Source organism: Williamsia muralis (assembly GCF_051487485.1).
Classification (GTDB): Bacteria; Actinomycetota; Actinomycetes; order Mycobacteriales; family Mycobacteriaceae; genus Williamsia; species Williamsia muralis_B.
This window is the reverse complement of sequence record NZ_JAHVCV010000004.1, coordinates 36,760-60,917: the sequence shown is the minus strand read 5'-3', so window position 1 is coordinate 60,917 and position 24,158 is coordinate 36,760. Positions and strand designations below refer to the sequence as shown.

The following is a 24,158-nucleotide window of genomic DNA, read 5'->3' as shown; positions in this document are numbered from 1 at the left end:
CGGCGGTGATTGCCGACCGCCGTCCGGAAGGTGGGTACCCCCGATGTCCACAGGTGCAGCCAGTAGATCCAGCCGGCCGGTCGGGGGTGAGGCCCACGTAGCCAAGGTCATCGGTGTGACCGTCGCCGCAGCCGTCGGCGGATTCCTCTTCGGTTTCGACAGCTCGGTGGTCAACGGTGCTGTCGAATCCATCGGCACGCATTTCGAGCTCAACTCGTTCATGAAGGGCTTCGCGGTAGCCATCGCACTTCTCGGGTGCGCGCTCGGTGCCTGGTTCGCCGGTCGGCTCGCGGACATCTGGGGCCGCAAGAAGGTGATGCTGCTCGGCTCCGCGCTGTTCATCGCCTCGTCCATCGGCACAGGATTGGCGTGGTCGGTCCCAGACCTGTTGGTCTGGCGTGTGATCGGTGGCCTCGGTATCGGCATCGCGTCGGTGATCGCTCCGGCGTACATCGCCGAGATCGCCCCTGCCCGATACCGCGGTGCACTCGGATCCCTTCAGCAGCTGGCCATCACCATGGGCATCTTCGTCGCACTGCTGTCGGATGCGCTGCTCGCCGACAGTGCCGGCGGTGCCTCGAACGACCTGTGGTTCGGCATCGAGGCCTGGCGCTGGATGTTCATGGTCGGCGTGATCCCGGCCATCGTCTACGGCGTTCTGGCCCTGCTCATCCCGGAGTCACCCCGCTATCTGGTGGGTAGCAATCTGGACGAAGAGGCAGCCCGCATCCTCACCGAGGTCACGGGCGAGGCCAACCCACTCGAACGTGTCAAAGAGATCCGGCTGACCCTCAAACGTGAATCCAATGTGTCGATCAAGGACATCCGCGGACCTTCGTTCGGCCTGCATCCCCTTGTCTGGGTGGGTATCTGGATCGCGGTGCTCCAGCAGTTCGTCGGCATCAACGCGATCTTCTACTACTCCACCACGCTGTGGCAGTCCGTCGGATTCAGTGAGAGCGAGTCGTTCAAGACGTCGGTGATCACCGCCGTGGTCAACGTGGTGATGACCTTCGGGGCGATCCTGTTCGTCGACCGCATCGGCCGCCGCAAGCTCCTGCTGATCGGTTCGGTCGGCATGGCCATCGGACTCATATTGGCGTGCGCGGCCTTCACCCAGCAGCAGGGCTCGGGCGACGACATCACCCTTCCTGACAACTGGGGCGTGGTCGCGCTGATCGGTGCCAACCTGTTCGTGGTCGCGTTCGCGGCCACATGGGGGCCGGTCATGTGGGTGATGCTGGGCGAGATGTTCCCCAACCGGATCCGCGGTGTGGCTCTCGGCGTGTGCACCGGCGTGAACTGGCTCGCGAACTTCACCATCTCGCTGCTCTTCCCGGAACTCAACTCGCGCCTGGGTCTGGCGTGGATCTACGGGTTCTTCGCGTTCTGCGCGATCGTGTCGTACTTCTACGTGCACTTCAAGGTTCCCGAGACCAAGGGCATGGAACTCGAGGACATGGACACCCTTGGCGACGTCGAGGCCGCGCTCAAAGCCGACAAGGCCGCGGCCAAAGAGAAATAGCGCTACAGCGAATCGGTGAACAGCGGCGGCCGTCCCTCTTTGCGGGCGGCCGTCGCTTCTTGGAAGTTGGCGGTCAGCAACCGGACGTAGAGCTGGCCGAGGCCTTCGGCCTGCATGTGCGCGTCGAGGCTGGAGGCCTCCATGCCCGACCAGAGCGTTCTCTTGGTCAGTTCGATTCCCGGGCGCGACAATTCGGCGATCCGGTCAGCGACGCGGCAGCACTCGTCGAGCAGGTCGGCGTCGGGCACAGTTCGCGACACCAACCCGATACGGGCCGCTTCGGCGGCGTGGACATCCCATCCGGTCAGCATCATCTCGGCGGCATGTGAGCTGCCGACGGCTCGCGGCAACAGGTAGCTCAACCCCAACTCGCTTGCGGTGAGGCCGTTGTTGATACCCGCCGCACGGAAATAGGCCGCCGCGCCCGCGATGCGGATGTCGCATGCCAGCGCCAGACACAGCCCGCCACCGATCGCGGCGCCGTTCACGGCGGCGATCACCGGCTGATGCATGCGGCGGATCGCCTTGATCGTCTCGTCGAGCAGCTCCAAGGAACGAAGCGCGATCGTGGGTGCGGTCAACCCGTCGATGCCGGGTATCTTGCCCGCCGACTTCTGGTCGGCGCCAGAACTGAATCCGCGTCCGGCGCCCGTGATGATCACAGCTCGGACCGCATTGTCCGCGCTGATCTCCTCGAGCTTTTCCTTGAACGGAAGCATGACGTCAAAAGCCATGGCATTCATGCGTTCTGGGCGATCCAAGGTCACCAGGGCAATGTGTTCGCGGGGATGGTCCACCCGGACATACGACATTTCGCCATCGTGACACGAGCGGCGTTCCCTGAGGTGCGAATCAGGGAAGTCGGCCACAAAGATCAGGGTCGATCCCCGATGGCAGGGGCGCTCGACGTCCATACATTGGGACAGGTGAGAGCGGCTCGGTGTCGCTGGGGGGCCTTAACAGAAAGGAATGACATGGACGAATTGGTTCGGGTTTCCGAGGGCAGGATGCTGGGAGGCGTCTGCACCGGCATCGCACGACGGTACGGCTGGGACGTGAATGCGGTGCGCGTGGCATTCGTGGTCTCGTGCCTGCTGCCGGGGCCGCAGCTGGTCGTTTACCTGGCGCTCTGGTTGGTGATGCCGATGCAGGGCAAGACCGCTCACGCCGGCGGGGTCACGCCGGTTTGAGGTCGCCTGGCGTGGCGCCGCCGGGCCAGTGAGTCGACGCCGTCGAGCAGGAACATCTGAGCGACGAAGTAGGTCGACAGCACGGTTGCCTCGCTCATCGCGCGTGGGAGGTTGCCGCGCAACAGATACCGGCGATTCATCAGCAGCGCATCAGACAGCATGAACAGGATCCCACCCGTTGCCAGTCGGCGGGTGGGATCGTTTTGTGTGCCCGACGACAGGTACGGGTCGGCGGCGGTGGCCGCCATCACCGACAGGGCGGCTCCGTAGGTACCGAGCACGGGCAGCAGCCTGGGCTGGTTCAGGATCAGCAGTGCGGCAACCTCGTTCATCACTGCGAACCGGGGGAGCAGTCGTCGACGTGTCGGCCGGGCACCGTGCCGGGCGAACAGACCCAGGTAGGCCAGGTGTGCCGCGCCGAACATGGTTGCGCCGGTTTGTAAGTGCCGGTCTTTGCCCGGACCGTCGGCAAACTCCTCGCGATACATGAAGTAGTCGCCGGCTGCCGAGGCGATGATCGTGGCGGCCAGCAAGGCGTTGTCCGCCGGTGCCCGTCGCCTCGTGCCGCGGGCAACGGTGATCGCCAACATTCCCAGCGCTGCCGGCTTGACGACAGCGACCACCGGTCGGTGGCGAACAGCTCCCGCTGCCGCCACCAACACGGTGGTCACCGCAAACGCCTTGCGCTCCGGATACTTCCAGCCGGATACCCGCATGTCTGGATCAGCCCGCGAAGATTCTCTCGACGAACCCTGAGGCGTCAGGCAGTGCGGCCGCAGCCGTGCCCTGACCGTCGGACGGATACGTACGGACCGTCACGTTCTGCCCCGACGCCTGCACCCTGTTGATGAAGTCGAGTGTGTACGGCAGCACAACCGTGGTGTCGAGCAGACCTTGTCCGATGAACACCGGCTTGTCGTAGCCGCGATCGGGAACACTCAGATAGGCGTCGACGACAGGCCTGATGTTCGGGATCGACGCGACCGGCTTGGTGAACAACTCGTTGAGTCCGGTCGAGGCGACCGAGCGCTGCAGTTCGGCGGAACACACCTTGAGGGCCTTGTCCACGAGTGCCTTGCCCTCGGTGCTGAGGTAGGAGTTCAGATTGAGCTCCGGGTACGAGCCGCGGATACCGGCGATCGCGTAGAGCACCTCGGCGGTGAGATCGGTGGGCAGCGGCACGGGGATGAAACCCGGTCCGGCACTGAGCACCAGTTCGCCCAAGTTGGCGGGCACGCTGGTGGTCACCGCGCCCCGGAAGTCGAGTTCTGGGCCCTGCCACGCGATGGCGTTGCGCGCAGTCGCCAGCGCCGAGGTGGCCCCGCTTCCGTTTCCGTTGACGATCCACTCGTCGGACAGGTCCGGGGTGATGTCGTGGGCGGCCTTGACCGCGTCGACGATGTTGCGTGCTTTGATGTCGCCCTGCAGGTCCGGCGTGGCCCCTTCGACACCGAGACCGGCGTAGTCCGAGGCGACCACGGCGTAGCCCTTGCGGAGCCAGGGGGTGATGTCGTTCCAGTGGGCGGCGGACTCGGTCTTACCCGACCACGACGGCGCGCACTTGTCGGCCAGGCCGACGGTGTCGTGCGCCCATGCGATCACCGGCCAGCCGCCTTCGGGCGCAGTGCCTCTCGGCAGGTACACCGCGGCACTGCTGATCTCGCTGCGACTCTCGGCCGCGGTGGTCCAGTACGTGAAGCGGTCGGCGCTGCCGGCGCCGGTGACCCAGCGGTCGTCTGGCAGACCGATGTTGGCGTGGACGGTGCCCGCTGTGGCGGTCGGCGCGGCGGCTGCGACGCCGGTTCCGATCGCGGCGGCCACGGTCGCGGCCAGGGCGGCAACGGTCAGACCGCTGACACCCATCCGTCGCAGTGCTTGTGTGTGAACACTTTTCATGACTTCTCCTACAAGAAAACGCTGATACCGAGCTACGCCTGGGTGATCCCGATCATCGGGAAGAAGAAGCAGCTGCGGTTTCCGTTCTGGACGGTGCCGAAGACTGCGGACAACACTGTGCCGTTGCCCGTCTCCACCGGTGCCAGGCGGGCACCCTTGACGCTGACGTTGTTCACCACAGCCGAGATGCGGTCGGCGATCGCGGTACGGATTGCGGCCGGGAAGGAGGCGGGGACGTTCTTCATCAGCAGGTCGACGATTGTTGTGCCCACCGGCGCCATGTCCGCGAAGCCGCCCTTGAGTGTGTTCACGTTGAACCAGGCGACCTGCATTCCGGTGGCTGCGCCGTCGGCAGTGATGCCGGCCGGGAAGAAGCCGAACAGCGTCTCACCGTCTTTGATCAGGTTGGCGTCGAGTCCTTCGGGAAGCTTCAGCCCGGGCAGGAAGTAGGGGCCCGGAATCGCTCCACCTACCGCGGGGACCAATCCGAGGGGATTAGATTCGGTCGGGGCTGTGCAGTTGAAGGCCGCCGACGGGTTGATGAAGCTCTGGATGCCGAGCTTGCGCAGACTCTCGTTGGCCTCGGCGAGAAGGCCGAACATGTCGGCGGAGTCAGCCGCCGGCGTGGCCGCAGGGCCGGCGACCTCGGTCGGCACCTGACCTGTTCCGCCCAAGAGCGCTTTCGCCGCGGCCAGGGCGGTCGGATCACCCGAGGTCTTCTTCAGCGTTCCGATCGCCGATGTGAGCTCGGCGTCGCTGGGGGTGTCCTTCGGAGCGGTGAGGGTCGTGTCGATCGGTGCCGCAGGCTCAGCCGAAGCCAGGGCAGGCATCAGCAGCGCTCCGGACGCTGCGATCGCAAGTGCGGCGACGCCTCGGCGAAGCATTGGTGAGCTGGGCATGGTTCCCCCTTGAAGAGAAGATGATGGGCCACCTGTTACCCGTGTGACAGATGTGGCCAATGGTGCGCTTGTTACACACAACCATGTGATTCAAGGAGAAGGCAAGCTGCGACGCTGACCTGTGATGCAACTGCTACCGTTCCGGTTTCCCTGCGGGTCAACGGATCTCGGCGGGACTGTTCGCAATGGTAAAAGAAACAGGCGCCGACCAGATGGTCGGCGCCTGTTGCTGTGCGGGGGAAGGCTAGATGTTCACCAAGCCCACGGTCGGGATGATGGTGCAGCTGACCACCTTGCCCTCGGTCTTGGTGGTGACATTGCCGTAGATGGCCGAGATGACCCGGCCCTTACCGGTTTTCGCGATCGTGGTGAAAGTTCCGGGGCCTTCGGCGACGTTGATCTTCTCGTTGCGCTGCAGGCTCTGCTGGCCGGTCTTGCCGGTGTCGATGTTGACCCAGGCCACAGTCAGCGGTGCTTCTTTGTTGTTCAGTGCAGGCCCGGTGCCGAGGCTGGTGTAGACGAAGCCGGCTTCGCCGCGGGCGGGACCGGGAGCGGGTGCCTGCTGCGGTCCTGCGGTCGCGAGCGCGGTGCCCACGGAGTTGCCTCCGGGAATGCACCCGTTACCCAGGGTCGGGTAGAGGAATTGCTGGATCACCGGTGCGCCGGGGCCGGTGGGAATGGCGGGACCGCCACCGCCGGTGCCCTCGAGGAAGCTGATGACACGATCCCAGATCTTCGCGAGGTCTGGCGGCAGTCCGGAGTCGGCTGCCAGGGTCTTGGCGTTTGCCATCAGATCGGCATTGACCTTGCCGTCGGGGCCCGGGGTCGCGGCCGAACCGATGATCGCCGGGACGAACGCGCCCAGCGACTGCAGTGTGGCCTCGCTGACCTTGGGTGTCGGCGCCGGCGCCGGTGCGGCAGAGGCCGTGGCCGGAAGTGCGAGCGCAGCGCTGGCGGCAATCGCGACGGCCGTGACGACCCGGCGGGCGGAAAGGTTGGGCAACGGCTTGCGTGAACGCTTGCTGCTGCGACCTGTCGGCTCACTGAATAGCACTGTGTGGTGTCCCATCTTGCGTTGATTGCCCGCGATCTGACGGCTGGTGTGTAAATCGCCGTGCTGACGGTAACCGTTCCGTGACCATCCCGCCAACAGGGGGACGCGCCGCGAGAATCGATTTCTGTCGCCAGGGGACCATAGCGTGTTACTGGAGTGACTCATGGGACTGGAGACACAATTGTTATGTGTCATTCGGGCCACGACCTCGCGTACTGGGCGAGAGGGCCGCGTCGAGTGCCTGGTTAGATCATTGATGACCAGCACCACCGCACCTCTGGAGGCTCGATGCGTCGACGACATCAATTCGTAGCAGCGCTGCTCGCTGCCGCGATCGCCGCAACCGCCTTGAGCGCCTGTGGCGACTCGGACACAAGCGACGAGGTGGTGTTGCTCACCCACGACTCGTTTGTGCTGCCGGACGAACTCCTGGCCACCTTCGAGGACCAGACCGGATTGACCCTGAAGGTGGTCAAGGAAGCCGATGCGGGTCAGCTGTCCTCCTCGGTCGCCCTCACGGCCGGATCGCCTCGCGGCGACGCCGTGTACGGCATCGACAACACCTTCGCGTCCCGGGTCATCGACGCCGGTGCCCTGGTGGAGTACACCAGCCCCGACAACGCGCTCGGCCCCGCCGACGACGCGTTGCCGCCCCCAAACCTGCTCACCGCCGTCGACCGGGGAGACGTCTGCGTGAACGTGGACAACACCTGGTTCGCCGACCGCAACCTGCCCGTACCCCGGAACCTGGCCGACCTCACCGACCCGCAGTATCGCGGGCTCACGGTCGCCATGGATCCCGCCACGTCATCACCGGGAATGGCGTTCCTGCTCGCGACCATCGCCGCCTACCCGGATGGGGCGGACGGCGGATGGCAGGGCTACTGGCAGCGACTGCGCGACAACGAGGTGGCCATCGCGCCCGGATGGACCGAGGCGTACAACCAGGAGTTCACCGCGGGTGAGGGCAAGGGCTCCAAGCCGATCGTCGTCTCCTACGCATCGTCCCCCGCATTCCTCCCCACCACCACCGCATTGCTCGACACGTGCTTCGAGCAGGTCGAGTACGCCGGCGTGCTGCGCGGCGCGTCGAACGAAGACGGCGCCAAGAAGGTCATCGACTACTTGATCAGTGAGCCCGTTCAAGCGGCGCTACCCGAGTCGATGTACGTCTACCCGGTCCGTGAAGGAACGCCCCTGCCGGCCGACTGGGCTCAGCACGCTCCCGAGCCCCAGTCCGCCGCAACCATGCCCGCCGACGAGATCGCAACGAACCGCGAAGCGTGGCAACAGGAGTGGCGCACCGTGATGGGCCGCTGATCGAGGTGCCGACGGCTCGGCCGGCACATTCGGCCCTTACCGGCCGAGTGGCGGTGACGGCTCTGGGCGCCGCCCCGCTGGTGTTCGTGGCGGTGATGTTCGGCTGGCCACTCGTGGCCTTGGCGGAGCGGGCGTTCGCCGACGGCTCCGCGTCGAACCTGTGGCAGCTCCTCGATGGCGCCAACGCCGCTCATCTGCTGTGGTTCACCGTCGCGCAGGCCGCGGCGTCCACTGCACTCACCCTGCTGGTCGGCCTTCCGCTCGCGTGGGTGCTGTCCACCTATGAACTCCGAGGTGCCCTGCTGCTGAGGGTGCTCGTCACCATCCCTTTTGTCCTGCCCACTGTTGTTGTCGGCGTGGCGTTCTCGGCTCTATTGGGTGATCGCGGCCCGCTCGCCGGTTTGGATCTCACCGCATCGGTCTGGGCGATCCTGTTGGCGCACATGTTCTTCAACGTCGCCGTGGTGGTGCGCACGGTCGGGTCGGTGTGGTCCGGAATCGATCCTCGCTCCGAGCAGGCCGCCCGGACGCTCGGAGCCGGACCCGTCAGGGTGTTCCGCACGATCACCTTGCCCGCGTTGGCCCCGGCCATCGCCTCTGCGGCATCGGTGGTGTTCCTGTTCTGCGCGACCAGCTTCGGGGTCATCCTGATACTCGGTGGCGGCAGGTTCAACACGCTGGAGACCGAGATCTACCGGCAAGCAATCGGTTTCTTCCAGCTACCTGCTGCGGTTGCGCTCTCGATGGTCCAGATCGTCGTGGTCGCCGTGGTGGTTGCGATCAGCGCGATCCTCGGTCGCCGGGCCCGCGCGACAGCTGCTCCGCGATACCGCAGGCGACCACGCGGCCGTGAGTGGCCGGTGATCGGCTCGATTCTCGGGGTGTCGGGGGTGATCTTGCTGGCCCCACCGGCAATCCTGGTGCTGCGCTCGGTGCGACCCACCGTGGGTGGAACCTGGAATCTGGACGGTTACCGGGCGCTGTCGGAGTCGGTGAACGGTCAGACGCCGCTGGACACCATGCGGTACTCGCTGCTCAGTGCGACGTGGGCCACGGTCATCGCGATGGTTCTCGGTCTTGCCGGCGCCGTTGCCATCTCCCGGGCGAGGGGGTGGTCGGGCAGTGCCGCCACGGTGATGACGATGCTCCCGCTGGGCGTCAGCGCAGTGACAGTCGGCCTCGGGTACCTCGTTGTCCTCACCACGATGCCGCGGGAGGTGAGCACCTCGCCGGCCATCGTGCCCGCGGTGCAGGCCCTGATCGCATGCCCACTGGTCATCCGGATTCTCGTGCCCGCAATGGGTCTGATCGACCAGCGGCTGCGCCAGGCGACGGCCACCCTGGGAGCCGGTCCATGGCGGGTGTGGTGGACCGTCGACTTCCCGGTCATCAGGCGAGCACTGTGCGCCGCAGCGGGTTTCGCTTTTGTCATCGCGCTCGGGGAGTTCGGGGCAACCAGTTTTGTCGCGCGTCCCGACACCACAACGGTGCCGGTACTGATCGGTTCGTCCCTTGCCCGGCCCGGGTCGGGCAACTTCGCGACCGCAATGGCGTGCTCGGTGATGATGCTGGTGGTGACCGCCGTGGTGGTCACCCTGATCGAGGTCGTCCGTCGCGAAGAACGGGGAGGCGAGTTCTGAGATGCTCCAATTGTCCTCTGTGACAGTCGGTTATCGGTCCGAAATCGTCCTCGACGACCTCAGCTTGTCGATCGGCACCGAGGGATCGGCGATCACGGCTCTGTTGGGTCCGTCGGGATGCGGCAAATCCACCCTCATCCGTGCCATCGCCGGCCTGGAACCACTGACCGGCGGCACGATCACATTCGACGGGGCAGACCTGGCGCCGATCGCGACACATCGGCGCGACTTCGGGGTGGTGTTCCAGGACGGCCAGCTGCTGCCCGGACGCAGCGTCGCAGACAACATCGGATACGGATTGCGTGCCCGGCGCTGGCGTAGAGATGCCACCGCCGCCCGAGTGGCCGAGATGCTGGACCTGGTTGATCTCTCCGGCTACGGGAACCGGCAGGTCGCCGAGTTGTCGGGTGGGCAGCAGCAGCGGGTGGCCCTGGCCCGCGCTCTTGCCCCTCGTCCTCGGCTGTTGTTGCTCGACGAACCCCTTTCGGCCCTCGACCGGCAACTTCGTGAACGGCTCGCCGTCGAGATCGCCGAGATCATCGACGCCACAGGCACTCCCACCATCGTGGTGACCCACGACCACACCGAGGCTGCATTGATGGCCGACCACATCGCCGTCATGGACCGGGGCCGGATCATCCAGCACGACGACCCGGCGTCGTTGTGGCGCGCACCGCGAAACGAACGGGTGGCTCGGTTCATCGGGTGCACAACCATCTGCCAAGGGACCGTTCGCGCCGGTGTGTTCGACAGCGAGCTCGGCGCGGTTGCGCTGGATGTTCCCGATGGAAACGTGCAAATAGGGCTACGGCCGGATGCTGTCACGGCCGTACCGCTTGCAGATGCCGGGCGGTCGGCGCCCGTCGGAACGGTGCGGCATGTGGCGTCGCTGCCGGAGGGGACACGGGTGCGGCTGTCGGTGGCGGGGATTGATGTCGACGCCGTGAGCAGCGCGGCGGTGTCGTTGGGTGATCGGATGGCAATTGCGCTCGACGCACACCGGCTTGCGGTCATCACCGAACACAGCGCGGAGGAGAGCGGTGCGTGAAGTCGTCGCCGGTGCAGTGATCGGGGATGGTCGGCTGCTGCTCGCCCAACGGACCTATCCCACGGAGGTCGCCGGGTTGTGGGAACTGCCGGGCGGAAAGGTCGAGGCGGGGGAGACCCGTGAACAAGCTCTCCGCCGCGAACTCGGCGAGGAACTCGGCATCGAGGTACGAGTCGGTCGGCAACTCGGGAACCCCGTACCGCTGCGCGCCGACCTCGTCCTGGTGGCGCTGGCCGCTGATCTGCTCAAGGGGTCGCCCCGGCCGGCGGAACACTCAGCCGTGCGGTGGGTCGAGACCCCGGAACTCGAGTCGATGGCGGCGCGGGGTGAACTCGTGCCTGCGGACGCTGCCTGGCTAGATGACCTGATCGAACTGCTGGCCGTCAGGCAGCGCGGGAACGGACCTTCTTGAGGGCCTTGGTGAGTTCCTTGTTGGACATGCCCTGATCAGCGAACTTCTGCATCTTGTGGATCACCACGGGGCAGCGAAGGCACCGGGTGGACGATCGACAGCACTTCTTCTTCGCCTTCATGCTGCAGACGTCTACCGCCTTCTTCTTGCCCACTGCTGACCTCTTCGCGTCGGTGCCTACCCGGGAAAAGTTAGGTTAGCACCACCTTAATTTTGGGGTCGATGTGTCCTGTGACGGCGCTCTCACCGGGGTACCGGATACCCTGTATTGGTCTGAGCACCTCGCTCGACCTTTTTGACATGCCCACTTCACGTCCGGAGAACTTCAGTGACTGCTGCCCCCAATTTCCGCAACGTCGCGATCGTTGCGCACGTCGACCACGGGAAAACCACCCTGGTTGATGCGATGCTGCGGCAATCGGGCGTTTTCGAGGAACGCGCCGAACTCGTCGATCGTGTGATGGATTCCGGCGACCTCGAGCGGGAAAAGGGCATCACGATCCTCGCCAAGAACACCGCGGTGCACCGTCGTCAGCCCGACGGCACCGAAGTGGTCATCAACGTCATCGACACCCCCGGCCACGCCGACTTCGGTGGTGAGGTCGAGCGCGGCCTGTCCATGGTCGACGGTGTTGTGCTCCTGGTCGACGCGTCCGAGGGTCCGCTACCGCAGACCCGGTTCGTGCTGCGCAAGGCCCTTGCCGCCTCGCTGCCCGTGATCCTGTTGGTCAACAAGACCGACCGACCCGACGCCCGCATCGCCGAGGTTGTCGAGGAAAGCCACGATCTGTTGCTCGACCTCGCTTCGGACGTCGATGACGAAGCTGCCGAGGCCGCCGAACTGGCCCTCGATCTGCCCGTCCTCTACGCCTCGGGCCGCGCCGGTATCGCCAGCACGAAGGCGCCCGAGAACGGCAACGTCCCCGAAGGCGAGAACCTCGACGCCCTCTTCGACGTTCTGCTCTCGTACGTTCCCGCCCCCAAGGGCGATCTCGATGCGCCTCTGCAGGCCCACGTCACCAACCTCGACGCGTCGGCCTTCCTCGGTCGCCTCGCGCTGGTCCGTCTGTACGCCGGCACCTTGAAGAAGGGCCAGACCGTCGCCTGGCTGCGTGAGGTCAACGGTGAGCCCGTCACCGAACGCGCCAAGATCACCGAGCTCCTGATCACCGTCGGTGTCGAGCGGACACCCGGCGAGGTCGCCGTCGCCGGCGACATCGTGGCTGTCGCCGGCATGCCGGACATCATGATCGGCGACACCCTCGCCGACATCGATCACCCGATCGCACTGCCACGGATCACAGTCGACGAGCCGGCGATCTCGGTGACCATCGGCACCAACACCTCGCCGCTCGTCGGTCGGGTCAAGGGCCACAAGCTCACCTCGCGCATGGTCAAAGACCGCCTCGACAGCGAACTGATCGGTAACGTCTCGCTGCGCGTCCTGGACATCGGCCGCCCCGATGCCTGGGAGGTCCAGGGTCGTGGCGAGCTCGCGCTGGCCATCCTCGTCGAGCAGATGCGCCGCGAAGGCTTCGAGCTGACCGTCGGCAAGCCGCAGGTGGTCACCAAGCAGGTTGACGGCAAGCTCCACGAGCCGTTCGAGCACCTGACCATCGACGTCCCCGAGGAGTACCTCGGTGCGGTCACTCAGCTGCTGGCCGCCCGCAAGGGTCGGATGGGCGACATGACCAACCACGGCAGTGGCTGGGTTCGGATGGAGTTCATCGTTCCCTCCCGCGGATTGATCGGTTTCCGGACCGACTTCCTGACCGAGACCCGCGGCACCGGTATCGCCAACGCGGTGTTCGACGGCTACGCGCCGTGGGCCGGCGAGATCCGCGCCCGCCACACCGGCTCGCTGGTCTCCGACCGCGCGGGAACGGTGACCCCGTTCGCGATGATCCAGCTCGCCGATCGCGGAACGTTCTTCGTCGAGCCGGGTGCCGACACGTACGAGGGCATGGTCGTGGGCATCAACCCGCGCATGGAGGACCTCGACATCAACGTCACCAAGGAGAAGAAGCTGACCAACATGCGTCAGTCCTCCGCCGACGTGATGGAGACCCTCGCCAAGCCCATCAAGCTCGAGCTCGAGGCCGCGATGGAGTTCTGTACCGACGACGAGTGCGTCGAGGTCACCCCGGAGGTCGTCCGGGTGCGCAAGGTCAACCTCGACTCGAACACCCGCGCACGCGAGCGGTCGAAGACCAAGGCCCGCAACCAGAGCGTCAGCTGACTCGCTGTGTGAGCTGACATCGGGCGAAGGATCGACGACGGGGAGTTGATGACGGGCGACGCTGCCGGACAATCGCGGTTGAACACCGAGGCGCTCCGCGCGCTGAGGTGCTTGGGGCTCGTCGCGGCGTGTCTCATGCTCGTCACGGCGTGCGTCGCCGACCCGCCGCCCCCTGTGCAGCAGACCAATTCGGTTCCGCCCGAGCCCACCGAGCCGTCGGGTCAGGTGCTGTACGTCGCCACCGACTCGATCGGTATCGGGTTCAACCCGCACCTGGCCGCGGACCAGTCGGCGGTGACCACGGCGGTCGCGGCGATGACGTTGCCCAGTTCATTCCGGCCGGTTGCCGACGGCCCACGGGTGGGATGGGTGATGGACCCGGCTCTGCTCACCAGCGCGGAGGTGACCGGCACCGCGCCGTTCACGATCACCTACCGCATCCACGAGGACGCGCAATGGTCCGACGGGCTGCCCATCACCGCAGAGGATTTCATCTACCTCTGGCAGCAGATGTCGCGGCAACCCAACGTCACCGCGCCGGCCGGATACCGGCTGATCACCGATGTCCGCAGTGGCGGCGGTGGCAAAGAGGTCACCGCGACCTTCGCGGCGCCGTACCCGGCATGGCGGGAGCTGTTCAACGACCTCCTGCCGTCGCATGTTCTCAAGGGCGCACCCGGTGGCTTCCAGTCGGGCATGGACAGCGGGTTCCCGGCGTCCGGAGGCCCCTTCACGATCAGCGGCATCGACCACAGCCGCGACGAGGTGCGGATGATCCGCAACGATCGGTTCTGGCTCAAGCCGGCAATCGTCGACCGGTTGACCCTCCGGCGCGCCGGCACCATCAGCCAGGTGGCGGACTCGATGCGCTCAGGCGACACGCGCGTCGCCGCGATCAGCGGCGGGCCGGCCCTGGGCGCCAACCTCGGCAGCATCGGCGGCGTGCAGACCGGGAAAGTGGCCCAGTCCCGCACACTCGGGATCACGGTGAACACCCGGACCGACTCGATGGCCGATCTGGATCTGCGGCGGGCGGTGCTCGGTTCCATCGACACCCAGCTCGTCACCTACGCCGGAGCGGACGACACCGAGGTGCTGCCGGCCATGAACTCGGTGTACGCACCGTCGGACCCGGGTTACTACCCGGTTCCGCGCACGGTGGCCACACCTCAGCAGATCGATGGGTGGATATCGGCCGCCGGATATCGCCGGGGACTGGCCGAACCGCCGCCGACCCCGTCGGACGAATCGATCCCGTCGGATGCGCCGGTCTCGACGACAACGGAGACCACGACCACTGCACCCGGTTCGTCTGACGTGTCGGGCACATCGACCCCGCAGACCCCATCCGGCGATCTGCCCCGCCTGCCCGTGGGCGTCCAGCAGGTGGAGCGGGACGGTGAACCCCTCATCGTGCGGGTCGCCTCGGTCAGCGGCGATCCACGGACCGGTGCTGCGGCCGCGAACATCGTGGACCAGCTGGGCCGCTCGGGAATTCGCGCCGAGACCGTCAGTCTGTCCACCGCCGACCTCTACAGCTCGGCTCTGACCGGCCGACAGGTCGACATCGTCGTGGGCTGGAGCCGCGCGGGCGAGTCGCCCGCCACCGCACTCGCATCGAACACCGAATGCCTCAGCACCGAGGCGACCACGGAGACACCGGCCTCGGGTGAACCCGGTCCGAGCCCGTCGACGACACCCTCTGCCGGCCCCACCGAGTCGGCGTCGAGCTCGTCGCAAGCACCCGAGGAGCGCACCGAACCGCGGTACACCAGCAACGTGTCCGGTCTGTGCGACCCGGCACTGCAGGCTCTGTCGGCGCGGGCCATCTCGGCCGACGACCCGACCGAAGATCTCCGCGGCGCCCAGCGGCTCCTCGACGACCAGTCGGTCTATCTGCCCGTCTATCAGGACGTCCTCACCACGGCGGTATCGCCGTTGGTGACCGGCGCACCTGTCACCGGGCCGGTTCAGACGGGTATCTTCGGTGGGTCCGCGGGCTGGCAGCAGCAGACCGGAAATTGAAAAGAGAACTCTCACCTTGAACCGTTTGCTGTTCGTGCACGCCCATCCCGACGACGAGACCATCACCACCGGCGGCACAATCGCGAAGTACCTGGCCGACGGAGCCGAGGTCACCGTCGTCACCTGCACGCTGGGTGAGGAGGGCGAGGTGATCGGTGAACAGTGGAGCGGTCTGGCCGCAGACGGCGGTGCCGATCAGCTCGGGGGCTACCGGATCAGCGAACTGACCCGAGCCCTGGCGGAGTTGAGCGCCCCTGCGACCGAATCCCTCGCGCCGGTGTTCCTCGGCGGTGCCGGCCGGTGGCGTGACTCGGGTATGGCCGGGGCGCCGTCGAACGATCACCCGCGGGCTTTCATCGGAGCCGGTACCGTGCCGGCCGAGGTCTTGGCCGAGCTGATCTGTCAGACGCGTCCGCAGGTGCTTGTCGGTTACGACCCGGTGGGCAGCTACGGGCATCCCGACCACATCCAGGTGCATGCGATCTGCGGCCGAGCCATCGAGCTCGCGGCGGCGTCGGAGACCCGGCCGTGGACGGTGAGCAAGCACTATTGGACGGTGACCGAGGAATCGGCGCTTTCCGACGGGCTGGCCTCTGCGCAGACCCGGGTGCCTTCGGGCTGGCGGATGCCGCTGGCAGGAGAGCTGCCCAGCCATCCCGATGCCGAGGTCACGACGGCCATCGACGTGCGAGAGGTGTACGACCACAAGGTCCGGGCACTTGCCGCACATGCCACTCAGGTCACGGTGTCAGCATCGGGTACCGAGTACGCGTTGTCCAACAACATCATTCAGCCCATCTTCGCCGAGGAACACTACATCTTGGTGTCCGGGGTCCAGGGGCCTTCGGGGCCGGGAGGCCGTGAGTCGGACCTGTTCGGGGGGCTGTGATGCGCAGGGCTCTGCTGGTTCTCCTCTGGCTGGACGGATTCCTCGTCGGGATCGCCTCGGTGGCGTTCCTACAGCTGACCATCGGCACCGTGCAGATTCCGATCAGCGCAGTGGTGGCGGCCGCTGCGAACTGTGTGCTGCTGTGGTGTTGCGCGACGCTCACCGAGGGCACGGCCCGATTCGGCGCTCTCATCGCGTTCGGCCTCGCCTTCTTCGTGGCCACCGCAAGTGGCCCCGGGGGTGATGCGCTGATGCCTCAGGACTGGCGAGCATTCGCGCTGCTGGGGCTGGGTGTGGGAGTTCCCGCCTTCGTGTCGTACGCCGGACTGTTGCCCAGGGCTGACACCGCCAAGACCACCGCGGCCGCGGGGGCCAGGGAATGATCGGGCAGCCGGGGAGCATTATCTGATGGTGACCCCAGACCAGCTGACCTCAGAGGCGCAGACGGACGGGCCGGTGTCTGCAGCGGTACAAAACGCGTTGAAGCAAGCTCGCGAAGGCGCCCTCAGCCCGGAGCAGGCCACCACGTTGCTCGCAGTGCGCGGCAATGAGCTCCAAGAGTTGTGTCGCATCGCAGCTGACCTACGTGACGTCGGGCTCGCAGAAGAAGGCCGCGACCGCCAGATCACGTACTCGCGCAAGGTTTTCATCCCGCTGACACGCCTGTGCCGCGATCGCTGCCACTACTGCACCTTCGTCACGGTGCCGGGCAAACTCAGCCGAGCGGGCCACGGCATGTTCCTCGAACTCGACCAGGTTGTCGATATCGCCCGGCAGGGCGCTGAATTGGGTTGCAAGGAAGCATTGTTCACCTTGGGGGACCGGCCTGAAGACAGGTGGCCCGAAGCGCAGCAGTGGCTCGACGAACACGGCTACAGCTCCACCCTCGACTATGTCCGTGCCGCTGCGATCCGGGTTCTGGAAGAGACCGGCCTGCTGCCCCACCTCAATCCCGGGGTGATGAGTGCCGAAGAGATGTCGCGGCTCAAACCGGTTGCCCCATCGATGGGCATGATGCTCGAGACCACGGCACGCCGTCTCTTCACGGACCGGGGTAACTGTCACTACGGCAGTCCGGACAAGGACCCAGAGATCCGTAAGCGAGTACTTGTCGACGCCGGACGGATGTCCATACCGTTCACCACGGGGATCCTCGTCGGAATCGGGGAGAGTTTCGCCGAGCGTGCCGACTCTTTGATCGAGATCGGCAAGATTCACAACATCTTCGGCAACATCCAAGAAGTCATCGTCCAGAACTTCCGGGCCAAGCCCGACACCGCGATGCGCGGAGTAGCCGACGCCGAGTTCGAGGAGTTCCTGGCGGCAGTCGCGGTGGCGCGCATCGTGCTCGGGCCGCGGATGCGAATCCAGGCCCCGCCGAATCTGGTCTCTCCTGCCGAGTGTGCAGCTCTCGTCTCGGCGGGCGTCGACGATTGGGGTGGTGTGTCGCCGTTGACGCCCGACCACGTCAATCCCGAACGGCCCTGGCCCAATCTGGAATCCCTGGCCGAGATCACCTCCGCCACGGGCTACACCCTCACCGAGCGCGTCACCGCGCAGCCGCGTTACGTCCTGCAAGGCGCGCCGTGGATCGATCCGGCTGTCGCGGACCACTTGCAGGCGGTGGCGGATCCAGCAACCGGCCTGGCCGCCGACATCCGTCCGAGCGGTCGGCCTTGGGGGCCGGTTCGCGAGGCGGGCCGAGCCCCGGCTCGGGGTATGCCGGACTTCGGCGCAGCGTTGGACCGCGCACATGCCGACCCGGCCGGCTGCAGTCCCGACGACTACCTGACCTTGGCGCACGCCGACGGCGAGGAGCTCGATGCTCTTGTCGCGCTGGCAGATTCGCTACGTCGACAGACCGTCGGCGATGACGTCACCTACGTGTCCAGCCGCATCATCAACACCGCGTCCGTGTGCGAACCCGGCTGCCGATACTGCGCGACCTCCACCCACTCGGCTCTGTCGGCCGAGGAGGTCGCCGACCGGGCCTGGGAAGCATCGATCGCCGGGGTGGATGAGGTCTCCATTCGAACCGACTCCAACGCCACCGCCGCAGAGTGCTGCGAGTACATCCGCGCCATCAAGGCCCGGGTGCCGTTCATGCACGTGAGCCTCCTGCTTCCCGCGACGATCGACGTCGCGGTCCGTGCGGGTGGGCCGGTGGCCCACACCCTCCTGGCCGAACTGCGTGACGCGGGCCTCGACCACATCGGTGGCGCAGCGGGACTCCGCATGGCGACAAACGCGCTCTCGGTGGCCCACGAGCTGGGGCTGCGTTCCACCGCGACCCTGGTGTACGGCCACGGGGACGGCCCGTCGGATTGGGTGCGTGAGTTGGGCCTGGTGCGCGAGATGTTCGACCGCACCGAGGGATTCACCGACTTCGTGCCGCTTCCGTTCTCGCATGCCGGAGCCCCTGCCCTGTCTGTGGCCGCCACGAAACCGACGATCCGCGACAGTCGGGCAGTGCACGCTCTGTCGCGTGTGATGTTGCATGGTCGGATTGCGACGATCGGAATCAGTCTGCGCGGTCTCGGGGTCGCGGATGCGCAGTTGATGTTGCAGAGTGGCGCAAGCGATCTGGGACGGACCGCAATCGAGGAAACCATCGCGCGATCAACCGGGTCGCATCATGGCCTCGCGTGGACACCCGCAGAGATGCGGTCCGTGGCTGGAGCAATCGGCCGACCCGCTCGTGAGCGAATCGTCGCCGGCGTCCGAAAAGAGAGTGCCGCATGAAGTTACCGTTGCCACCGGCAAAGCACCTGAGTGATCACGAGGTCGCCCGGTTGCTGTACACGGCCACCGGATTGATTGATCCCGCCCTCGGTGCGGTGGAGCACCTCGATCCCCTGGGGATCAAGCACAGAACGTTTCGGGGACCCGAACAGCAGGCTCTGTCCGCGTCCGAGGTGCCCGCCGAGGGAATCGCGAAATTAATTGCGGCGCTGGACGACTCGCTCGTCAAGGTCACCGATGCTTCCGGCTTCCCGGGGACGGCGAAATGGGAGAGCTGGACCGCTGATCAGCGCCGCGATTGGTGGGTCGGCCGCATGGGAACGGTGACCACGGCCCTGGTGGCCTATCCCGGGGTGTTCGGCGTGATCGCCAATCGGCTGCCGATCCAGGTGATCGCCGGATTCGTGCAGCAGGCGGTTGTGCTGTGCGCGGTCGCCCGGGCATACGGCATCGACGACCGTCATGCGCAGACCGACTTGCTCGCCCACGTGCTCTGCCGCCGGAAACTGGATTCGCGTGCTTTGCTGCACAATCGGTCCGCAGACGAAGGTCACGCCTCGGTGTGGGACAGGCTGGCCACATCACGTGCCATCGTCGGTGAATTGGCTCGTCGTCCGTCGCCGCGTCAACCGTGGCGGATGCTGGGTGCCCTACCGGTCATCGGCGCCGTGGCCGATTTCATCGGCGAGCACTCCGCCCTTCGTCGGGCCACGGACTCCGCGGTGGAGAAGATCCAGCACAACAGCTGACTGGGGGTCAGCGGGCGGGCTCGGCCAGCCCGGCTTCGACGAGTGCCTCGAATCCTCCGACCACGTCGGTGGCCCGGTGGAGGCCGAGTTCCTGCAGCGACGCGGCGGCCAGGCTCGACGTGTATCCCTGCGAGCACAGCACAATCCACTGGACGTCATGGTCGACCGCTTGGGTGATGCGGGCGTCGGAAGTGGGATCGAGTCGCCATTCGAGAACGTTGCGTTCGATGATGACGGCACCGTCCACTTCGCCCTCGGCGGCGCGTTGGGCTGCGGGCCGGATGTCGACGAGCACTCCACCGTGCTCGACGGCGATCGGCACGTCCGCCGCTTCCAGGCGCACCAGGCCCTCCCGCGCACGGGCCAGCACCTCATCGATCGTCAGACGTGTTGCCACAGAACTCATGCTGCCCCACCGTCGGTGAGAACGGTCTTGGTCCTGCGTAAAGACTGCGAGTCGGTGACTTCGTAGTAGGATATCGCGGTCAGCGGTGGCGAATACGCGTGCACGCTGAGCGTCGGCTCGCTGGTCACCTCGCGGGTGGGGCTGCGGACCACGTCGTGGACCCAGCCCAGCGGGAACGAGGCCTGGTCGCCTTCGTCGAGAGTGCGTGCCCGAAGAGTGGATCCGGTCCACCGGTATTCGGTCAGTGCGCCCGACAGCACGGTGAGCGCGCCCAGCGAACCGGCATGGTCGTGCAGGTCGGTTGATTCGTCGGGAGTCCAGCTGATCAGCCAGATGTCGACGTCGTCGTCGTAGTGCAGACGTGTTGCCCACCGGTTTTCCCGGTCCCAGTACTTGGGGAGCAGGTCGTCGTGGCGGCCGTCGAGGACGTCGCTCGCGCTCTGGTCGGTCAGCCGCAGCAGATCGGCCGGCCGCAACCGTGTCGGGAGGTGGTGGGTGGGCACTGCGGCGGTGGAGAGCGGGCGGTTCAGTGTGGAGGTCATGACAAGTGCTCCTGGGGAAAGGTCGAATGGTGCGTGGTCGCTGGGTCAGCGACAACACATTCGGTTCCACAGGGGCATCTGGCGCACGATCACGTCACCCAGGATGGATCGCGCCCGCCGGAGTGCACAGGGTTAGGACCGTTGTGATTTCAATCGAGGCCCAACTGATCGGGAGAAAGGGCACCTTGCCTCACCCGGTTTTGACTTGATATGTGCAACGCGGATACTAGGAGGCGACAAGCGGGCAGTCTGCCGTCCTTTTTGTGGTGGAGGGCGTGCCCGCTTTTGAGCGCGTGCAGCCCACGCGCGAGTAGCGAAGACGAGGAGGGTGGTCGGTGACCTATATCATCGCTGAGCCTTGCGTTGATGTGTTGGACAAGGCATGCGTCGAGGAATGCCCTGTCGACTGCATCTATGAGGGCGAACGGATGCTCTACATCCAGCCCGACGAATGTGTCGACTGTGGTGCCTGTGAGCCGGTGTGCCCGGTGGAGGCCATCTTCTACGAAGACGATGTGCCGGACGAGTGGGAACCGTATGTCAACGCCAACGTCGACTTCTTCGATGATCTCGGTTCGCCTGGCGGTGCCAGCAAGGTGGGCAAGGTCGCGCACGACTCGCCGTTTGTCAAAGCGCTGCCTCCGATGAACACCGAGGACTGACTGCCCGATGACAGTGGTGCGTGGCCGCGAACCGGTTTCCAGGCGGCTTCCGGATTTCCCCTGGGACACCCTCGCGGTCGCGAAGGCTCGGGCGACGGAGCATCGCGACGGCATCGTCGATCTCTCCGTGGGAACTCCGGTGGACCCGGTTGATCCGCTGATCCGGTCGGCACTGGCCGAGGCGTCGGGTTTCCCCGGTTACCCGGTGACCATCGGGACACTCGAGGTCCGCAGCGCCGCGGCGGCCGCTCTTGCGCGCAGGCACGCGGTACCCGGCCTCGACGAGACCATGATCCTGCCGGTGATCGGAACCAAAGAGGTCATCGCCGGTCTGCCGTCGACTCTGGGTATCGGACCGGGCGATCAAGTGGTGATTCCCGAAATCGCTTATCCCACCTACGAAGTCGGTGCCCTGCTCGCCGGTGCCGAGCCGGTTCGCGCTGATTCGCTCACGCAGCTCGGACCGAGTTCGCCTGCCCTCCTGTATCTGAACTCTCCGTCGAACCCCACCGGGAAGGTTCTCGGGCTCGAGCACCTCCGCAAGGTGGTCCAGTGGGCGCGCGAGCGCGGGACGATCGTGGTGTCGGACGAGTGCTACCTGGGCCTGGCGTGGGACGACGAACCGCTGTCGATCCTCGACCCACGGGTCACCGACGGTGATATGACCGGTCTGCTGGCAGTCCATTCGCTGTCCAAGACGTCGAACCTGGCGAGCTACCGCGCTGGTTTCCTTGCCGGCGACCCAGCGTTGATCGGGGAGCTGCTGGCCGTGCGCAAACACGCGGGGCTGATGGTCCCGTACGCGATGCAGGCGGCGATGGCCGCTGCGCTCGGCGACGACCATCACGTGGGCGCCCAGCGGGAGCGTTACCGCGCCCGCCGCGAGACTCTTTCGGCGGCCGTTCGCAGCGCTGGGCTGCGGATCGATGAATCGGCCGCAGGTCTGTATCTGTGGGCAACCCGGGACGAGCCGTGCCGAGACACCGTCGACTGGCTTGCCGAACGGGGCATCCTCGTGGCCCCAGGCGATTTCTACGGCCCGCGTGGTGTGCGCCATGTACGGTTCGCGCTGACCGCCACAGACGAACGGATTACCGCTGCGGCCACTCGCCTGGCGTCCTGACCTGCAGATACATCACCTGTAGCCAATCTGAGACCGTTCCGTTACCCCATTTCGGTGAGTTTGGGCGAAGCTGTGTTCAACCAGCTGGATCGTTCGTCGAAACAGCTACCGCTACAAGGGATTCGAATGGCCGGCGCCGTCCACTCGTGAACCGGGTGAGGGAGGCGTGATGAGCACAGAGCTGACCGGATCTTCCATCGCGTGGCGTGCCCCGATCTCCGACCTGCTGGGCGATCTCGCGGATGCGGGGTCCCTACGCTTCACCGAGGTGGTCGCCGAGAACATGACGCCCGGCGCGTTGCCGGACGGGGTGATCGATCTGCGCGCCCGAGGAGTGACGATCGTGGCGCACGGCGTCAGCCTCGGGCTTGCCGGGGCAGATGTACCCGACCCGGGGCGCTTGCGCCGACTGGCCGAACTCGCACGTGAACTCGAGTCGCCGGTGGTCAGCGAGCACATTGCGTTCGTGAGGGCCGCCGACTCGCCTGATCCGCTTCATGGCGACGTCCTGGAGGCTGGTCACCTGTTGCCGCCTCCCCGAACACGCGCGGCGTTGACAGTCTTGTGCGACAACATCTCTCGCGCCCAGGACGCAGTGGGTGTGCCGCTGGCACTAGAGAACATCGCGGCGCTGATCGCCTGGCCGGAGGATGAGTTCGACGAACCCGACTATCTCGCCGAGATCGTCCGGCGCACAGGGGCACAGCTGGTTCTGGATGTGGCCAACCTCTTCTCGAGCGCCGTCGCGCAGGGGACTGATCCGCTCCAACAGTTACTGCGATTCCCCTTGTCGCACATTGCCTACGTGCACACCGCAGGCGGGCGTTACCGCCAAGGGCGATATGTGGACACCCATGGCGATCCGATGGTGGATGATGTGACGACGTTGCTCACGCAGTTCGTGGCGGGATGCCACCGGGTTCGGGTTCGGGTTCCCGGGATCATGCTCGAACGGGATACGGACATCAGACCCGAGACGGTTTTGCCAGGCTTGCGCGCGATCGACGCCGCGATCGAGGAAGGCCGGGTCCGTGAAGTCGACCACTGCGCTTGACCGAGAACGCGCGGCGCTCGCCGCCCGTCAACGCGAGGTGGTGGGTGACCTCCTGGCAGGCCGGGTCCCCGCCGGCTTCGACCGCGTCGGATCGATGCTGACAAGCGACATCCTGGTCGGGAAACGCGCTTCGGCGGCGCTGCGTGCCGGCCCTCAACTCGAAGCCCTTCCGCGCTGGCGTTCGCGGTTCAACCAGTTCGGCAGAGAGAACACGCTTCGGGGGTGCGCGCATGACGACGTGGCCGCTTTCACGGCGTGGCTCGAGCGTCGCGAAGATCTCGACCCCGAGGCAGCGGATTGGCTCGCGGTCGAAAAGGTGTACGCAGGTGTCCGCCGGATAACTTGGGTGCGCTACCGCGGACGTCGGGAACTGGTGATCGGAATGGGTTCGGCGACCTGGCATCTGTCGGGGTCGCGTCCAGGAGTTGTCGACGAGGAGGGGTTGTCATGAACGCACTGTTCATAGCTCTGGCGGTGGGGATACCGGCACTACTGTTTGTCTTGCTGACCCGATCGGTGCGACCGGAGCGCCGCCGCAGGCGTCGGGGAGGCTGGTCCGGCGACGGCGGCGGGTGGATCGGCGGATCCGATGGGGGAGGTCACGGCGATGGCGGGTTCGGCGGTGGTTCGTGTGGAAGCAGTTGCGGCGGCGGCGGATCGTCGAGTGGTGGCGGTGGCTGCGGGAGCAGCGGTTAGAAAGGCGAGGCGATGACAATTCTGATCGTGATCGGCGCGTGTTTGGC

25 protein-coding genes are annotated in these 24,158 nt (G+C 66.1%); 17 read left to right on the top strand and 8 right to left on the bottom strand.

Annotation, left to right across the window (positions count from 1 at the left end):
• Positions 1-43: 43 nt before the first annotated feature.
• Complete coding sequence (locus KXR83_RS11695; RefSeq protein ID WP_400728057.1) at positions 44-1,525, top strand: sugar porter family MFS transporter; 1,482 nt, start codon at positions 44-46, stop codon at positions 1,523-1,525.
• A gap of 2 nt (positions 1,526-1,527) precedes the next feature.
• Here KXR83_RS11695 and KXR83_RS11690 read toward each other — a convergent pair whose 3' ends face one another.
• Positions 1,528-2,337: an enoyl-CoA hydratase gene (locus KXR83_RS11690; RefSeq protein ID WP_437425006.1), complete on the bottom strand. Its 810-nt coding sequence runs from the start codon at positions 2,335-2,337 to the stop codon at positions 1,528-1,530.
• 162 nt (positions 2,338-2,499) lie between these two features.
• Between KXR83_RS11690 and KXR83_RS11685 the strand changes: the two genes are divergently transcribed.
• Positions 2,500-2,715 (top strand): PspC domain-containing protein, encoded by a 216-nt coding sequence (locus KXR83_RS11685; RefSeq protein ID WP_437425005.1) that lies wholly within the window; start codon positions 2,500-2,502, stop codon positions 2,713-2,715.
• Here KXR83_RS11685 and KXR83_RS11680 read toward each other — a convergent pair.
• From KXR83_RS11680 to KXR83_RS11665, 4 genes are all read right to left on the bottom strand, one after another.
• Complete coding sequence (locus KXR83_RS11680; protein WP_437425004.1) at positions 2,688-3,431, bottom strand: lysoplasmalogenase; 744 nt, start codon at positions 3,429-3,431, stop codon at positions 2,688-2,690. The two genes, KXR83_RS11685 and KXR83_RS11680, sit on opposite strands and share 28 nt — an antisense overlap.
• A 7-nt stretch (positions 3,432-3,438) precedes the next feature.
• Positions 3,439-4,611 carry a lipase family protein gene (locus tag KXR83_RS11675; RefSeq protein ID WP_437425003.1) on the bottom strand — a complete coding sequence of 391 codons (1,173 nt, stop codon included), beginning with the start codon at positions 4,609-4,611 and terminating at the stop codon, positions 3,439-3,441.
• A gap of 32 nt (positions 4,612-4,643) precedes the next feature.
• Entirely contained in the window at positions 4,644-5,510 is an 867-nt protein-coding gene (locus KXR83_RS11670; RefSeq protein ID WP_437425002.1) for a hypothetical protein, read from the bottom strand.
• A 244-nt stretch (positions 5,511-5,754) separates the two neighbouring features.
• Positions 5,755-6,564, bottom strand: a complete 810-nt coding sequence (locus KXR83_RS11665; RefSeq protein ID WP_437425356.1) for an Rv1157c family protein — start codon at positions 6,562-6,564, stop codon at positions 5,755-5,757.
• A 288-nt stretch (positions 6,565-6,852) separates the two neighbouring features.
• Between KXR83_RS11665 and KXR83_RS11660 the strand changes: the two genes are divergently transcribed.
• The 4 genes from KXR83_RS11660 to KXR83_RS11645 all read left to right on the top strand — a co-directional run bounded on the left by KXR83_RS11660 (position 6,853) and on the right by KXR83_RS11645 (position 10,984).
• Complete coding sequence (locus tag KXR83_RS11660) at positions 6,853-7,884, top strand: thiamine ABC transporter substrate-binding protein (protein WP_437425001.1); 1,032 nt, start codon at positions 6,853-6,855, stop codon at positions 7,882-7,884.
• A gap of 95 nt (positions 7,885-7,979) precedes the next feature.
• Positions 7,980-9,524, top strand: a complete 1,545-nt coding sequence (locus KXR83_RS11655; protein ID WP_437425355.1) for an ABC transporter permease — start codon at positions 7,980-7,982, stop codon at positions 9,522-9,524.
• A gap of 1 nt (position 9,525) precedes the next feature.
• The gene (locus KXR83_RS11650) at positions 9,526-10,572 is read left to right on the top strand and encodes an ABC transporter ATP-binding protein (RefSeq protein WP_437425000.1); all 1,047 of its coding nucleotides are present in this window, start codon (positions 9,526-9,528) and stop codon (positions 10,570-10,572) included.
• Positions 10,565-10,984 carry a (deoxy)nucleoside triphosphate pyrophosphohydrolase gene (locus KXR83_RS11645; protein WP_437424999.1) on the top strand — a complete coding sequence of 140 codons (420 nt, stop codon included), beginning with the start codon at positions 10,565-10,567 and terminating at the stop codon, positions 10,982-10,984. Before KXR83_RS11650 ends, KXR83_RS11645 begins: the two co-directional genes overlap by 8 nt.
• Here KXR83_RS11645 and KXR83_RS11640 read toward each other — a convergent pair.
• The gene (locus KXR83_RS11640; RefSeq protein ID WP_437424998.1) at positions 10,956-11,138 is read right to left on the bottom strand and encodes a hypothetical protein; all 183 of its coding nucleotides are present in this window, start codon (positions 11,136-11,138) and stop codon (positions 10,956-10,958) included. The two genes, KXR83_RS11645 and KXR83_RS11640, sit on opposite strands and share 29 nt — an antisense overlap.
• A gap of 174 nt (positions 11,139-11,312) precedes the next feature.
• On the opposite strand from KXR83_RS11640, the gene typA reads away from it, so the two are divergent.
• The 6 genes from typA to KXR83_RS11610 are packed head-to-tail and all read left to right on the top strand — an operon-like array spanning position 11,313 to position 19,628.
• Positions 11,313-13,223: a translational GTPase TypA gene (typA, locus tag KXR83_RS11635; protein ID WP_023963277.1), complete on the top strand. Its 1,911-nt coding sequence runs from the start codon at positions 11,313-11,315 to the stop codon at positions 13,221-13,223.
• A gap of 48 nt (positions 13,224-13,271) precedes the next feature.
• Positions 13,272-15,248 (top strand): ABC transporter family substrate-binding protein, encoded by a 1,977-nt coding sequence (locus KXR83_RS11630; RefSeq protein ID WP_437424997.1) that lies wholly within the window; start codon positions 13,272-13,274, stop codon positions 15,246-15,248.
• 16 nt (positions 15,249-15,264) lie between these two features.
• The gene (mshB, locus tag KXR83_RS11625; RefSeq protein ID WP_437424996.1) at positions 15,265-16,137 is read left to right on the top strand and encodes an N-acetyl-1-D-myo-inositol-2-amino-2-deoxy-alpha-D-glucopyranoside deacetylase; all 873 of its coding nucleotides are present in this window, start codon (positions 15,265-15,267) and stop codon (positions 16,135-16,137) included.
• On the top strand, positions 16,137-16,520 hold the full coding sequence (locus KXR83_RS11620; RefSeq protein ID WP_437424995.1) for a facilitated glucose transporter: 384 nt from the start codon (positions 16,137-16,139) through the stop codon (positions 16,518-16,520). The genes mshB and KXR83_RS11620 overlap by 1 nt, the downstream gene beginning before the upstream one ends.
• Positions 16,521-16,545: 25 nt before the next feature.
• The gene (gene cofG, locus KXR83_RS11615) at positions 16,546-18,879 is read left to right on the top strand and encodes a 7,8-didemethyl-8-hydroxy-5-deazariboflavin synthase CofG (protein ID WP_437424994.1); all 2,334 of its coding nucleotides are present in this window, start codon (positions 16,546-16,548) and stop codon (positions 18,877-18,879) included.
• Positions 18,876-19,628 (top strand): hypothetical protein, encoded by a 753-nt coding sequence (locus KXR83_RS11610; protein WP_437424993.1) that lies wholly within the window; start codon positions 18,876-18,878, stop codon positions 19,626-19,628. The genes cofG and KXR83_RS11610 overlap by 4 nt, the downstream gene beginning before the upstream one ends.
• Positions 19,629-19,635: 7 nt before the next feature.
• Here KXR83_RS11610 and KXR83_RS11605 read toward each other — a convergent pair whose 3' ends face one another.
• Positions 19,636-20,034, bottom strand: a complete 399-nt coding sequence (locus tag KXR83_RS11605) for a rhodanese-like domain-containing protein (RefSeq protein WP_437424992.1) — start codon at positions 20,032-20,034, stop codon at positions 19,636-19,638.
• Positions 20,031-20,576 (bottom strand): cysteine dioxygenase, encoded by a 546-nt coding sequence (locus KXR83_RS11600; protein ID WP_437424991.1) that lies wholly within the window; start codon positions 20,574-20,576, stop codon positions 20,031-20,033. The genes KXR83_RS11605 and KXR83_RS11600 overlap by 4 nt, the downstream gene beginning before the upstream one ends.
• A gap of 335 nt (positions 20,577-20,911) precedes the next feature.
• Between KXR83_RS11600 and fdxA the strand changes: the two genes are divergently transcribed.
• The 5 genes from fdxA to KXR83_RS11575 all read left to right on the top strand — a co-directional run bounded on the left by fdxA (position 20,912) and on the right by KXR83_RS11575 (position 24,111).
• A complete protein-coding gene (gene fdxA, locus KXR83_RS11595) occupies positions 20,912-21,238 on the top strand; it encodes a ferredoxin (RefSeq protein WP_247209739.1) in 327 nt (108 codons plus the stop codon).
• 7 nt (positions 21,239-21,245) lie between these two features.
• Positions 21,246-22,361 carry a succinyldiaminopimelate transaminase gene (gene dapC, locus KXR83_RS11590; RefSeq protein WP_437424990.1) on the top strand — a complete coding sequence of 372 codons (1,116 nt, stop codon included), beginning with the start codon at positions 21,246-21,248 and terminating at the stop codon, positions 22,359-22,361.
• 169 nt (positions 22,362-22,530) lie between these two features.
• Positions 22,531-23,415 (top strand): DUF692 domain-containing protein, encoded by an 885-nt coding sequence (locus KXR83_RS11585; protein WP_437424989.1) that lies wholly within the window; start codon positions 22,531-22,533, stop codon positions 23,413-23,415.
• Positions 23,393-23,866, top strand: a complete 474-nt coding sequence (locus KXR83_RS11580; protein ID WP_437424988.1) for a hypothetical protein — start codon at positions 23,393-23,395, stop codon at positions 23,864-23,866. Before KXR83_RS11585 ends, KXR83_RS11580 begins: the two co-directional genes overlap by 23 nt.
• Positions 23,863-24,111, top strand: a complete 249-nt coding sequence (locus KXR83_RS11575) for a hypothetical protein (RefSeq protein ID WP_437424987.1) — start codon at positions 23,863-23,865, stop codon at positions 24,109-24,111. The genes KXR83_RS11580 and KXR83_RS11575 overlap by 4 nt, the downstream gene beginning before the upstream one ends.
• The last annotated feature ends 47 nt before the right edge of the window (positions 24,112-24,158 follow it).